Here is a 14,490-nt window from a genome sequence, read left to right on the forward strand (position 1 = left end):
GTTTGTGACTTGTAATCTGGTTGTTTTTAAGTAAAATTCCATACCGAAATAAAGCAAATAATGTCAATAAAGCTTTTATTTCTACTACATAAAAATAAATTAATGAGTGGAATATTTACATGAACACAAAAATAACTTTGAGTGGATTAGTACCTATTGCCAGTAGCATGATTCACGCAGAAACAGCTGACTTAGCCGGATCATGGAAAACCATTGACGATAAAACAGGATATGCCCGTGCAGACGTTTTAATCACCAAACAAAAAAATGGAATTTACCTTGGAAAAATTATCAAAGTTCATGCCATTCCAAACCGCCCTGCTATTGATAATTGTGAAAAATGTAAAGGAGCATTAAAAAATGCAGCGTTGATTGGTCTTCCTATCTTTTCAGGCTTTAAGCAGAATCCTAAAAATAAAGATGAATTTATTGACGGTCATGTTCTGGATCCACTTTCAGGTCATGTCTATCAGGGCAAAGGACGCCTCAATGCACGTGGAAATGTGCTTACACTACGCGAATTTATTGGCACAAGCCTGTTAAGTTAAACAGTGTCATGGATTAGGACTGAATAAAAATAATCTTCAGTTATCACAGGTTTTCATATAAAAACTTGTGCTTTTATCCAACCCATTTCTTAATTTATTTTTATAGCCTTATTCACATAATAAAGTTATTAATTTTTATTTATTTAACTGGTAATAACCGCTTAAATTCGTTATAAATAAAACCATAATTTTTTTATGCCTTTATTATGTTAGGTATTTTTCTCTCGTTTTACTTGGGGTTAAACGGTTTATGAACTCAAAATCACGTACTTCTCTTTTTATGCTGTTGACTGCAACAATCAGCTTTTCTAGCTTTGCTTCTACCGATCCTTTAATTGGCAAATGGAAAACCATTGATGACCGAACTGGCTACTCATTATCGGATGTGATCATTCAAAAAGATAAGAATAATCATTATTCAGCCACAATTGTCGATGTTCGTGCTGTACCCGGTGCTTATCAAAATACGGTTTGCGCAAAATGTATCGGTACCAATAAAAACAAACCTCTTGTTGGCCTGACTACGCTTTCTGGTTTAACCCTGCATCCTGATAAGAATAATGAATTTATTGACGGTACTTTTTTAGATCCTGTCACAGGACAGCAATACCCTGCTCGTGCACGACTGGGCAATCATGGAAAACATTTGATTATTCGCGGATCTAAAGACGGCTCCGCCGTCGGTCGAAATATTACCTGGGTCAAAAATTAATCCTCTAAAAGCCCTGTTCTGGGCTTTTTTTTAATATCAATTAATCTAAAAAATAAAGCAACAAACATAATTTATTGTTTTTGTGAGATATTTGGCTTTTATTTGTTTGATTTTTCAAGTAATTATCGCTATAAATTAGATGTTTTACTCTAAAACTAAAAATATTTCATTTTAAGGGGAGATTAATGAAGAAGTTATATAAAGGTATTTTCGCAGGGATAATTTTGGCAACACTTTCTTCATCAAGTTTTGCTGAAAGCGAAAATGATCCTTTAGTCGGCAAATGGAAAACGATTGATGACCGTACCGGTTATTCGCGTGCCGATGTTGAAATTAGTAAAAAACCCGATGGGACTTATGAAGGCATTATTGTCGCGACCCGCAACGTTCCGGGATCAGAAAAAATGGGAATCTGTTCCAATTGCCCGGGCAACTTGAAAAACAAACCCTTTCTCGGTTTACCTTTTATCTGGGGTTTTAAACAGAATCCGGATAACCCGCGTGAATTTAATCATGGCCGCGTACTTGATCCTATTGGCGGTAAAGTCTACAAAGGTAAGGCACGTATAAGTGCAAGTGGCAGGCATTTAAATCTTCGTGGTTATGTGGGAGTTTCAGTGATTGGACGCAGTGTAACCTGGATTAAATATTGATCTTATTCAAGATTTCTAAAGGCTCCTAATAAGGAGCCTTTTTTTTGTCATAACTTGAAACAATAAGGTACATATCTACACTATTTCAGTTTCATGAAAGGCACAATAATGATTAAAACCTAACCAATTCTAGCTTAAGATTTTATGTCTAAAAGTCATTATGAAGTTCTTGGTATTACGCGTAATGCCACACCCGATCAAATAAAGAAAGCCTATCGAAAATTGGCTCGAAAATATCATCCGGACGTAAGTAAAGAAGCGGATGCAGAAGAAAAAATGCAAGCCATTAACGTTGCTTATGACACTTTAAGCAATGAAGAGAAAAAAGCCGAATATGATTTTCAGCTTGATCATCCTGAAGCTTTTTATCAATCTGGGGCACAGACAGGGACAGGCGGTTTTGATAATACCCGCTTCTACCGTCAGGGATTTGACCAACAGGGTCATTCAGACTTTAGTGGCTTTGAAGATCTTTTCGGACGTTTCGGTTCTGGCTTTGGTGGAGGGAATTATCAATATCAAAAGCAACAAAGACAGCAGCAGCGCAGCTATCAAGGTGAAGACCAACACGCCAGTATCGAAGTCGATGTGGCGATTGCATACCACGGATCAACCCAACAGATCACCTTGCAAATTCCGACTTTAAATGCTTTTGGTGAAGCTGAAGTTCAACGCAAAACCTTACAAGTAAAAATCCCGAAAGGGATGAAAGAAGGTCAACACATCCGCCTTGCGGGACAAGGTCAAACGGGAGTCAATGGCGGGAAAAATGGCGATCTTTATATTGAAATTCACTATAAAGATACCGAAAAAATTCGAGTTGAAGGCGCAGATATTTACTACACCATCAATGTTGCGCCATGGGAAGCAGCATTAGGACAAAGTATTGAAACTTCAACGCCTGAAGGGACGAAAGTTCAGGTGAATCTGCCTAAAAATGCAAAGACAGGTCAGCAACTTCGGCTAAAAGGTAAAGGGATACCCAGCAAAACACCAGGTCATTTATTCCTGGTTTTAAATATCGTGTATCCAGCTGCGCAAACTGAACATGAACAGCAGGCTTATCAAGCTTTTGCGGAAGCTTTTTCAGCATTTAAGCCTCGCAATGCTTAAGGAGAGAATCATGACCACTATTCATTATCGTGAAATTATATGTGATGGGTTTAATCATGCGGAAGTCATTGATGAGCATCATAGTTTTGATTTAAAGCACTTTGCTGATGCCTGTGGACAAAGTCCGGAATGGGTTTTACAACTTCTCGAATACGATATTTTAGATACCCGCCCAGAAGAACGTATTCACCAGTTTTTTGGTGATGATGTTTCTCGTGCACGTCGGGCTTATCGTTTACAACGCGACTTTGATGCCAGTCTTTCTGCGGTGGCGATGATGCTGGATTTAATTGATGAAGTGCAACAATTACGCAAGCAAGTTAAACATATGAATGTAAAAGACTCTTGATTGAGCTTTTAAAACTGAATCGTACTGTTCTATATGAACAAGTACGTGGCTGTTATTTTTATCCTAAACACCCACTTTGTGAGAATAATCTAGGCTTATGAAAACCAAAGAATGTAATAAAAAAGTAAAAAAGATGTTCCCTGAACATCAGGAACTGATCCATAAACTACGTCATGATGACCCTCATTTTGCCAAGATATTTGAGAGTCATCAGGAACTGGATAAAGAAATCGCTCAACTTGAACTCAATCCGGTCAATCTGATCAATGATGATATTGAGTCAATGAAGCGCAAAAAACTAAAAATAAAAGATGAAATATATAAAATACTGACGCGAAATTCTCAAGTGGTTGATATTTCTTAACTTTTAATCTTAATAAGAAAAGACAGATCATTCCACTTATCTGAGTTTAAGTTTAGGGCAACTTATTTGGTTGCGCTTAAAAATAGGATTTCTTTTTATAAAAAGCGATTTATAAAAAGCAAACCTCTATTTTAACTTGGTCAGTTTTTCGACTTCTTTCATGGTTTCTTTAACCGATTGCTTAATCGGCTCATAATCCAGAAACCAGAAGAGATTCACGTGTTGATCTTTATGTTGTTGTGCCAACAAATCAATCACGCTCCTTTCCCCTCGTCCAACCAAATGTCTACGATAAAAATAATAAACCAACAATACAGTGGTGATGAGCATAACAATCAACATACTCCAAAATCCGGTTGGAGATTTCAAACCTGGAATAAACTCAAAGTTCATCCCATACACTCCGGTCAATAAAGTCAGCGGTGCAAAAATGGCGGTAATAATCGCCAGGATGCGCATATTTTCATTGGTTTGGTTGGCAATGGCTGAAAAATGCAAGTCTATTGCGGCTTGAATGGAAGCACGAAGACGAATGGTATGTTTTTGAATTCTTTCCACATGGCTGACTAAATCATTCATACGAACCAACATAATATCCTGTCGTTCGGACTTCTTCTTGCCTTTTAAATGTGGGTAATTATCGATAATTTCATCACGCAGTTCTTGTAAAGAATCAATTTGTTCTTCACAGAGATTTTCCACTTGTTGAAAAGACATGCTTTCTTGCAACAATTGATTCCATTTCGTAAACCGGCGATGACCTTGTAACAATTCCTGCTGCCAAAACTCAACCCGGCGGGTCAGCGGCACACGCAAATCCAGATAACCATCCACCATACTGTTTAGCAAGCGCAAAGATAAATCGAGTGGTGTAATAGGAAGTTTTCGTGACTTATTTTGTTCTTGAGTAGAACGGATAAAATTGGTTTCAATACGGGAAATATAATTTTCTATCGCTTTATTACCTTGCTCACGCACCGTAATCAGCACTTGATGCGTCATGATAAAACTAATCGGTGTGGTGGCTAAACCAAACATGTTTTCATGTAGTTCAAGCGCCTGCTCACCCGTTTCTATTTCATCATCTGGGGTAATGAGTTTACGAAAAATAAGTAAATCATATTCATCCATAGTATCAAATGCGCAGGGATGCTCTAAATTTAGAATATCTTTGACATGAAATTCGTTTAAGCACACAGGTGTATGCTGATATATCTCTTTTTGCCACGCCTCCGCACGAGTGACCACATCACCCCGAGTGCAATCGATCCAGATAAATTCAGGTTCGGCTTCAGCATTGAGCTCTTTTTGTACAAAAATATGATGGTCTGTTGGATGTTGGTAGAAATAATAAACCTGCATTAAAACAATTCTCTATTCACAATTTTGCTTTTTTGTTGTTACTCGATAGAAACCTGAGCAACCCAATCTATCGGTCTTAAAATTATGAGCTGCGCTGAAAACTTAAGCAATCAAATAACGTTTTATTTCCAAATCTCAATCTAAGTTAAATTCCCAAAAAAAAGCCCTGAGCCAGCCAAAGTGATGACTTTGACGAAGCTCAAGGCTTTTCATATATTTTCATTCACATGAGTTAACTCATGTGAATATTCAAGACATTAAACTTGTTCGATGTCTTTCATAGTCAATTTAATACGACCACGGTTATCAACGTCAGCAACTTGTACTTTAATTTCTTGGCCTTCTGTCAATACGTCTGCAACATTGGCAATACGTTCGTTAGAAATTTGAGAAATATGAAGTAAACCGTCAGTACCTGGCATGATGTTTACAAACGCACCGAATTCAACGATACGAATCACTTTACCCACGTAAATAGTACCTGGTTCGATTTCAGCAGTAAGCGCCTGGATTTTAGCAACCGCAGCAGCTGCAGCCGCTTTAGTTTCACCAAATACGCGAACTGTACCGTTATCTTCGATATCAATTGCCGCTTTAGTTTCTTCAGTGATTGCACGAATAGTCGCGCCGCCTTTACCGATTACATCACGGATTTTGTCCGGGTTGATGTTGATCACTTGGAATGTAGGCGCATGCATAGAAATTTCAGGACGAGCGCGTGAAATCACTTGGTTCATTGCGTTAAGGATGTGCATACGACCCGCATAAGCCTGGTTTAATGCAGCTTCCATGATTTCTTCAGTGATACCTTCGATCTTGATATCCATTTGAAGCGCAGTAATACCATTTGCAGAACCGGCTACTTTAAAGTCCATGTCACCTAAGTGATCTTCATCACCCAAGATGTCAGAAAGAACTGCGAAACGCTCGCCTTCTTTCACTAGACCCATTGCGATACCCGCAACTGGCGCTTTCAATGGAACACCTGCATCCATAAGTGATAATGAAGCACCACAAACAGAAGCCATTGAAGATGAACCGTTAGATTCAGTGATGTCAGATACAATACGGATTACGTACGGGAAGCGATCAGCTGGTGGAAGCACGGCTTGAACACCACGGCGCGCCAAACGACCATGACCGATTTCACGACGTTTAGGACCAGATTCACGACCCGTTTCACCTACAGAGTATGCAGGGAAGTTGTAGTGCAACATGAAGTTGTCAGTTTTAGTACCTGACAAAGTGTCAACCATCAATGCATCACGTGTATTACCCAAAGTTGTTGTTACCAACGCTTGAGTTTCACCACGTGTGAATAATGCAGAACCGTGAGCGCGGTCAAGAACGCCAACTTGTACGTCTAAGCCACGAACAGTTTTCGTATCACGGCCATCAATACGTGGTTTACCAGACAAGATATTGTCACGAACTGTACGGTATTTTAAGTCTTCGAATAATTCGTTAACTTCATCAGCAATACCAGTTTCGTCATTTTCTGGAACGAACTGTGCAACTGCTTCAGCATAAAGTGCATCAAGTGCCGCATAACGGTCTTGTTTCACAGCAATTGTGTATGCTTCAGAAATTTTCGCTTCGAAAGCTGCTTTTAATTGTTCAAGCAATGCTTCGTTTTTAACTGGAGCAGTCCAAGTAGATTCAACCGCGCCTGCTGCTGCAGCAAACTCTTTAATCGCTTGAATCGCGATTTGCATTTCGTCATGACCGAAAAGTACAGCGCCAAGCATTTGGTCTTCTGAAAGTTCTTTCGCTTCAGATTCAACCATAAGCACTGCAGATTCAGTACCCGCAACAACAAGATCAAGATCACTTTCTTTCAATTGTTCGTGGTTCGGGTTAAGAATGTATTCGCCGTTGATTAAACCAACACGCGCACCCGCGATTGGACCACGGAATGGAGTACCAGCAATTGACATTGCAGCTGAAGTACCGAGCATTGCAGCAATGTCAGCATCCATGGTTTTGTCAGAAGAAATAACAGTTGCTGTTACCTGGATTTCGTTGAAGTAACCTTCTGGGAACAACGGACGAATTGGACGGTCGATTAAGCGTGAAATTAAAGTTTCAGCTTCAGACGCACGGCCTTCACGTTTACCATAACCACCTGGGATGCGACCGGCAGCATATTGTTTTTCTTGATAGTTAACAGTCAATGGGAAGAAGTCCTGACCTGCTTTTGCTTTTGGTTGAGCAACAACAGCAACAAGTACAGTTACACCGCCCATAGTGATTACAACTGTGTTTGCTTGACGTGCAACACGACCAGTTTCAAGTACAACCTGGTGTTGACCGAACTGGAATTCTTTACGAATAATATTAAACATCGACATGTATTTTTGTTTCCTGATTTTATTCTAGTGGAGACCCCTAAGGTTTGGCATTCACATTACTCAGCTGTAAGTATAAATGACAAAGCTTAGAAGCCGACCTCACCAGATTTTCAAAACACTAATTTAAGACACAAAGAAGGAGCGAAACAATCGCCCCTTCCCCTTACCTGGTTGGAGCCAGGTAGACTTTCTTTTTCAGTCTGACAGCATTCAAAATGCAATAGTCCGAAAAATAAGTTTAATCGAATTAACGACGTAAACCTAAAGCAGCGATCAAAGCGCTGTAACGAGTAGTGTCTTTACCTTTAAGGTAGTCAAGAAGCTTACGACGTTGGTTAACCATACGGATAAGACCGCGACGGCTATGGTGGTCGTGTTTGTGTTCTTTAAAGTGACCTTGCAAATCATTGATTTGTGCAGTCAACAAAGCTACTTGTACTTCAGGTGAACCAGTGTCGTTTTCAGCGCGAGCATATTTAGCAACGATCTCTGCGCGATCTGCGTTTGTTAAAGCCATTCGATTTCTCCGAGATGCTTAAAAAATTACATATGATAGGAATCAATCGATCACTCAATTGACTGCCGTGCATCACTACAGCAAGTGCGCTATTTTAAGGGAAAAGTCAGGTGATTGCAAAAATAGAAACATGTTTTCATCTTTTTATTTCAATTCGCTGACCAGTTACAGTGTTTATTTTTCTATCTTTAAATTTAGCTTAGCAATCCAGCAATAAAATCATGTCCTACACATCCGTTTTTCATTCTTTTTTTTATATTTTGAGAAGCATCATCTCAAGCATCTACATTGCATACATCCCCATACAGGATAAAAAAAAAGCCCAAGCTAGGCTTGGGCTTTTTTTTGCGCTGTAGTTTCTTATGTTTTAATAATTATTATTTTATTTATAGTAATAATGTTCGCTGTTTCGCGGTTATTATTATAAACAATCCCTGTGTAACTGGTACTTCCTTGTGTGATTGATTTTGCCATAAAGCTTTATGTAAAGAAGACGCCTTTTGCGTATCTGTTTGTAAGCTTTTACGTACATTAATTATTTTTTTATTACCGATTTAATGTGACTCAATTAACAATTTTATTTAAATACAATAACTAATAGGTAATTCAAGATCTATTGAATACAAACCCTGACATTCGAACCCAATTTAAAATAAACCAACTTATATTTTTAATGTCCATGACAGATTAAGCAAATCATTTTGTGAAAAGCGATATTTTTTACATATAAAAAAGCCCTGTAGTCTCTCCCAAAACTACAAGGCTTAGCGGCTGTAAGTTTCCTCTTTTTACTTACTTCACTGTAAGTTCGCTGTCTCTCGACATTATTATTATATTTTATGGCGATTTTACCCAACTTTCCGTGTTGAGCTTTTTATGTGCAGCCATCATCTCAAAAACATTCATAAAGCTCTATGCGGCAATTTCTCGAATCACTGTAAGCAATTTCGTACAAAATCAAAGTTTATTTATTTATAGTTAATAATTTAGTCAATAACTTAGAAATTATTAATCTTCTCTAACAACCCGCTTTTTCTCATAGTTTTAACGGTTAAAGATTGTACTAATGCCTCTTGATCAGCCAAAAGACTCACCACCTTTTTGGCACGGGTAATCGCGGTATACAATAATTCTTTACTTAATAAATCCTTTGCCGTTTCATCTAAAACCACTGCAGTATGGGTAAATTCCGAACCTTGCGATTTATGAATCGTCAGCACAAATGCCGTTTCAATACTTTTCGGTAAGCGGGTAGCAGGTACCCATTTTTCCAGACTGGGGAAATAGACCTCAAACTGCGATTGCCCATCTCGACTGCGTTTAAAACAGATCCCGATATCACCATTCGACAAGCCGAGTTGGTAATCGTTATAAGTCATCATTACTGGACGACCAACATACCAATCCCCTTGCTTACTCATCTGTAATGATAAAGCATCGAGTAAGCGCTGTTCGATGTGTAGATTCAGCTGGGTCAAACCCAAGGCACCATGTCGAATGGCAGCCAAAATTCGATAATCATCAAAAACCTTGACCACGTGTGGCACCCAAAGTTCAGGCTCATCGGCAGTTAAATAGCTTTTCAGTACCTCAATATAATGCTGATAACCCAACATCAGTTTGTCGTAATACGCGGTTCGATCAAATTGCTTGGACATATGCTGGGGCAGATATTCCAGTTGAATTTGATCCTCCATATCAGATTGAAGGGGTACAAATTTGATTTCACTCGGATGAACCACTTGCTCGGCAAACTTCTCTAACAATGCTGCGCCATTTTGAGTGGGTTGTTGCGCTTGAATAAATTTCGCCATTTGACCAATCAATGCACCCTCTTTAAAACGGCGACTGGTAACCAAATTCACTCGATTCTCAGCTAAAGCGGGGACTTGCTGTAAATCTGCCAGTACAGAACCAACATCTACCGCTGCCAATTGATCTGCATCACCGAGTAAAATTAACCGCGCATGATCAGGCACCGCAGACAACAACATATTGGCCAAACTTAGGTCCAGCATTGAAGCTTCATCGACCACAATCACGTCATAAGGCAAAGGTTGTTTGGTATGGAAACGTGGCTGATAAGTCGTTCCCAAACCCAATAAACGGTGAATGGTAATCGGATTGAGTTGTTTTAAATCATCACTGACCAAGTCTTGCAGTTTTTCATCATTCAGCGAGTTTTGCAGCGCCTCTTTCATACGCTGTGCCGCTTTACCGGTCGGTGCTGCCATCGCAATGCGGATATTCGGCATCGCTTGATTCAGTACTGCAATAATACGGGCCAGCGTGTAGGTTTTCCCTGTCCCCGGGCCACCGGTAATAATATTCAGCGCTTGCTTCGCCACCATACTTAAGGCTTGAATTTGATGTTTATCAGTTAATAAATTGGGATAAGCCGAAATATCAACGGCTTCGATATTTTGCTGTTTTAAACGTGCAACTTGCTGAACCAAAGACTGTTCCAATGCCCAATAGCGATATAAATACAAACGATTGTCTTCATAAACAAAGGGGGCAATCTGCTGCTGAATATTGGCTACCGAAACCACTAAATCATTCAGAGTATCGGCTTGCGCTTGAGTTGCAGAAATACAACTATCGCCTTGTTGAATCGCTTCCAGAACTTGCTCGATAATGTCGCTGCTATTTTCCTGCTGTGATGCATGACTAAAGGGCTTCTGGCGAATAAACTGACTCCAAGTGCTGATCCATTCAGCGCTTTGATCATCTTTATATTGTTTATTTTCCACACAGTTATCCTCAAAGTTATCCACAACTTAATCTATTGTTTAAAATCTACTAATTTCGACAAATTAGGCAATTTTGCTGCTTTTATCTTCAGCAAAATAGCCCAAAATAGCATCAAGACGCAGGACAAATTCGGCATCCGGCTTCCAGTGATAAAAACCGTGTTCAGCTTGCCCATTCATGCCGCGTAAATACAAATAACTGGCACCGCCCAAATGCGTCTCAATGTCATAGTCCTGCATTTGAACCGTTAAATAACGATGCAACGCCACCAGATACAGGCCTGCCTGCAACCAGTAACTGGCTTGCGACATACTTTGCCTGATTTCCGTTCCGGCATAATGCGTTTGATCGGTGCCTAAAAAGTTACTTTTATAATCGGCAATATGATATTGCTGACCATCAAAATAAACCAGATCGATTGAACCTGTTAGATAACGTGCAGAATTGGCCTGATTGAAATCCAGCATGTCGATGCCATATTCTGCATACAATTGATGAATACGTTGAATCGCCAGGACATGATCTGACAGAGACAAATAAAATGGAAACTCGGCCAGATGTTCATGTTCAGTCAGTTGATTCAGCTGAAAATCCTGATGCAAAGGTGTGACTAAAACCTGTTGCAACCATTCACTCATCCAGGCAATCAGCTGTTCTTCATCCTGTTGCTGAAACTCTTGTTCATATTTATTTGATAATTCCAACCATAAACCTGGATAGTCATTCTTGAAACGACGACGAATTTCCAAAGACCAATCCTGTTGATCTTTGAAATCGATATGTTCGAAAATTTCATGCAGGAAGGTTCCCGCCACGGTACCCATCGGAAAATTACGCTTGATCCACGACAAGGGTTGGTTCGAAACAGTTTCAATCGGTTCAATGATGTGAATTTCATCTGCCGCACTCAGCATGTGTTCGGTATTTACTGCTAGGGCGTCGATGGCTTGTTTACGCGTTAAATGCTGAGCCAATGCACTGAAACTGGTTTTGGAACGTGGATAAAAACGTTGCGTGGGAAATTCCAATGCCTGTAACGGTAAGGGTTGTTGCTGTTGTTTGAGCTGTAGCTTGATCGGCTTTTCATTCAGCAAAGCTTCTTCTGCACAGGCCGGATGATTAAAGTCCTGTCCACGCCAGAATGCCAAGCCATGATTCGATTTGCTGTCCTGATCCTGCAACATTGCATAAATACGATGACTGGCTCGGGTCAGTGCCACATACCAGAGTCGATGTTGCTCTGCGACTGCACGTGCATTGTGCTGATCAATTGCAGCTTGTTGCAGCAGATTCTTGTCATTCACTGCAACCACACGCTGCACTTCAACTTTTCCCGTCACCGGATGCACATGATCTACGGTAGAAAAATTCAGGGTTTTGTTCATTTCCCTGAAGTCTTTATCTGCGCCGAGCAAGAAAACAATTTTAAACTCCAACCCTTTGGACTGATGAATGGTCATCAGTTGCACTCCTGCCTCATTCGACAGTTTGCGCTCAAGTTCCCATTCCCTTTCCGCAGGAGATTGCAGTTGTTTTAAATACCAGTGATAGAGCTTTTGTGCGCCTTGATATTGCTCACTGTGCTGACTGAGCAATTCGGTCAGATGGCGCAAGTTCACCACCGTGCGTTCATTATCTCGGCTTTGGGTGGCGACCAGATTTTTCCAGACTTGAAATAAATTCAGACAGTACTGCCATGCCGTTAAAAAGCCCTTTTCCAGCCACATTTCACGAATGCAGTCAAAGTCGTAAATGAACTGGCTTAAACCATCGGCTTGAGCTTCAAGCTGAATCAGTTGCTGTAAATTAAAACCCAGTAATCGGCTCAGCAAAGCACGTTTAATTTTGCCTTCATCATAGGGATGCATGATCGCAGTCAGCACCGCACCAACATCTTTCGCGACCTGATGATCAAATACGCTGCGTTTCGACGGGCGATTGACCCGAATCCCTAAACGCTCCAATTCATATTGGACCTTGTCCAGACCATCATGGTTTTTCGATAAAATCGCGATATCATTTTCAATCAGATATTTCGGGCCAGTTTTTTCTGCCAGATACAGTTTTTCTTCAATGCCCTGATTGAGTAAATCCCGGATTTTCCACGCCACCTGAATCGGCTCTGCTTTTTTATCGTTCAATTGCAACCAGCGTAGCGGTTGATGATTTTCACCTTGTCCATCAATAAGCGGTGGATGGGGACGAACACCGACTTCAACTGGACTGTAAAACACCTCTTCACCAAAATCCATCTGGCGCTGGAATAAAGCATCGACTGCTTCCACCAACGCTTTAACTGAACGATGGTTGTGTCGCAAACTGTATTCCTGACCTTGTTTGGAAAGCACATCGGCACGGGCTTTGTTATAGGTCAGCATGTCGCCACCGCGAAAGCCGTAAATCGCCTGTTTCGGGTCACCGACCATGATCATGCAGCCTTGCATATAGCGCTTCTGATCCCGCCAGATCCGCGCCAGCATATCGTCCTGATCCTGGTTGGTATCCTGAAACTCATCCACCAAAATCAAGGGATAATGGGCCTGCACAAACTTGGCAAAACGTAGCCCCTGCTCGCCTTGCAGTGCTTCCGACAAAGTCCGAATTTGCTGAGCAAAAGTCGTTTCACTTTTCTGCTGCAGCACTTGTGGTAAGCGCTTTTTGACTTCGCGGCTTAAATAAAATTTCAAATAGGCATCGAGTAAATCCAGATCCATATTGAGTTTGGACAAAGCCTCACAGAAACTTTTCAGCGCTTGAATCACCACATGTTGATCAAACTGATTCAGTATATCTTCGGCACGTTTATTCAGGACTTTTTTAGTCGCCAGATCGGTCAGGTTTTTCAGGGTCTTTTCAAAATGCGGTGCAAATAAAGCATAGCTACGCTGTTCAGCTAAAGCTTGGATAAATGCAGGCAAATCATCACACAACGTACGTTGCATCAAGCCATCGGTACGCCATTTTTTACCAATCACCGAATGATATTGTCCATCAGCCGAATAATATTCACTCAGGGTTGGAATCAGGCTTAAATCCAGCTGAATAAAGTTATCCACCAGCTGTTCAAACTGGTTTAAATCCAGTTCTGGCGCAGTCACTTCCTGAAACTGTGCCGAGGCAAAGTTCAGGGTATTTCCCACCACTGGAACATAGGCATCTTGTGATTTTAACTTTTGATTGAGCAGTAGATAATTCACCACATTTTGTGGCTGCAGTTGAATCCATTCACGTAATACATCATGGATCAGTTGATGGGTATAACTCTTGGCATCATCGGTAATATCGGCCCGTTCAATCTTGCCACTTTCAAAAGAAAATTCACGCAATAGCTTTTGACTGAAACTGTCCAGTGTGCCCACGAACAGTTCATCCAGTTGATCAAGCACCAGCTTTAAACGCTCACGGGCAAAATCCACCCGCGTAGCATAATCGCTCAGCACTTTTTGAAATAAAGGATCGGTTTCAGCGGCAATTTTGGCCTGAATTTCAGCATCGGTTAATTTTTGGCAGCTTTCAAAATAACGCAAGGTTTCAACCAGACGCAGTCGAATCCGGTTTTTCAGTTCTGCTGCAGCTTTACGGGTAAAAGTGGTGGCAATCACCTGATTCGGCAAATACTGATTCAGAAAAATCCGCACCATCAGACTCGACAGAGTGAAGGTTTTTCCTGTGCCGGCCGAAGCCTCAATCCAGTGCAAGCCTTTGAATTGCATATCCACAATGGGATTAAACGACATCTTTCTTAATGTTTGAGGATGATTCATTTA

The 14,490-nt window shown here is 40.6% G+C and carries 11 protein-coding genes; 6 read left to right on the plus strand and 5 right to left on the minus strand.

Translation table 11 applies throughout. The annotated features are described in order from the left end of the window. Positions 1-119: 119 nt before the first annotated feature. From HLH14_RS01220 to HLH14_RS01245, 6 genes are all read left to right on the plus strand, one after another. Positions 120-548 carry a DUF2147 domain-containing protein gene (locus tag HLH14_RS01220; RefSeq protein ID WP_171532488.1) on the plus strand — a complete coding sequence of 143 codons (429 nt, stop codon included), beginning with the start codon at positions 120-122 and terminating at the stop codon, positions 546-548. 250 nt (positions 549-798) lie between these two features. Next, the gene (locus tag HLH14_RS01225) at positions 799-1,260 is read left to right on the plus strand and encodes a DUF2147 domain-containing protein (RefSeq protein WP_086193037.1); all 462 of its coding nucleotides are present in this window, start codon (positions 799-801) and stop codon (positions 1,258-1,260) included. A 185-nt stretch (positions 1,261-1,445) separates the two neighbouring features. Beyond that, positions 1,446-1,913: a DUF2147 domain-containing protein gene (locus tag HLH14_RS01230; RefSeq protein WP_067722269.1), complete on the plus strand. Its 468-nt coding sequence runs from the start codon at positions 1,446-1,448 to the stop codon at positions 1,911-1,913. Positions 1,914-2,057: 144 nt separating this feature from the next. Further along, positions 2,058-3,026, plus strand: coding sequence for a DnaJ C-terminal domain-containing protein (locus tag HLH14_RS01235; protein ID WP_171532489.1), 969 nt, complete (start codon positions 2,058-2,060; stop codon positions 3,024-3,026). Positions 3,027-3,036: 10 nt separating this feature from the next. After that, positions 3,037-3,375, plus strand: a complete 339-nt coding sequence (locus HLH14_RS01240) for a chaperone modulator CbpM (RefSeq protein ID WP_131287777.1) — start codon at positions 3,037-3,039, stop codon at positions 3,373-3,375. Between the two features lie 97 nt (positions 3,376-3,472). Beyond that, positions 3,473-3,739: a YdcH family protein gene (locus HLH14_RS01245; protein WP_171532490.1), complete on the plus strand. Its 267-nt coding sequence runs from the start codon at positions 3,473-3,475 to the stop codon at positions 3,737-3,739. Between the two features lie 126 nt (positions 3,740-3,865). On the opposite strand, the gene HLH14_RS01250 is transcribed toward HLH14_RS01245, so the two are convergent. The 5 genes from HLH14_RS01250 to HLH14_RS01270 form a co-directional block, all read right to left on the minus strand. Beyond that, positions 3,866-5,101 (minus strand): magnesium transporter CorA family protein, encoded by a 1,236-nt coding sequence (locus HLH14_RS01250; protein WP_171532491.1) that lies wholly within the window; start codon positions 5,099-5,101, stop codon positions 3,866-3,868. Between the two features lie 257 nt (positions 5,102-5,358). Next, entirely contained in the window at positions 5,359-7,446 is a 2,088-nt protein-coding gene (gene pnp, locus HLH14_RS01255) for a polyribonucleotide nucleotidyltransferase (protein WP_171532515.1), read from the minus strand. Between the two features lie 253 nt (positions 7,447-7,699). After that, complete coding sequence (gene rpsO, locus HLH14_RS01260) at positions 7,700-7,969, minus strand: 30S ribosomal protein S15 (RefSeq protein WP_067722305.1); 270 nt, start codon at positions 7,967-7,969, stop codon at positions 7,700-7,702. A 998-nt stretch (positions 7,970-8,967) separates the two neighbouring features. Next, a complete protein-coding gene (gene recD, locus HLH14_RS01265) occupies positions 8,968-10,722 on the minus strand; it encodes an exodeoxyribonuclease V subunit alpha (RefSeq protein WP_171458614.1) in 1,755 nt (584 codons plus the stop codon). Positions 10,723-10,785: 63 nt separating this feature from the next. Further along, complete coding sequence (locus HLH14_RS01270; RefSeq protein ID WP_171532492.1) at positions 10,786-14,487, minus strand: UvrD-helicase domain-containing protein; 3,702 nt, start codon at positions 14,485-14,487, stop codon at positions 10,786-10,788. Between the last annotated feature and the right edge of the window lie 3 nt (positions 14,488-14,490).

The sequence above is a fragment of the Acinetobacter terrae genome, assembly GCF_013004375.1.
GTDB lineage: Bacteria > Pseudomonadota > Gammaproteobacteria > Pseudomonadales > Moraxellaceae > Acinetobacter > Acinetobacter terrae.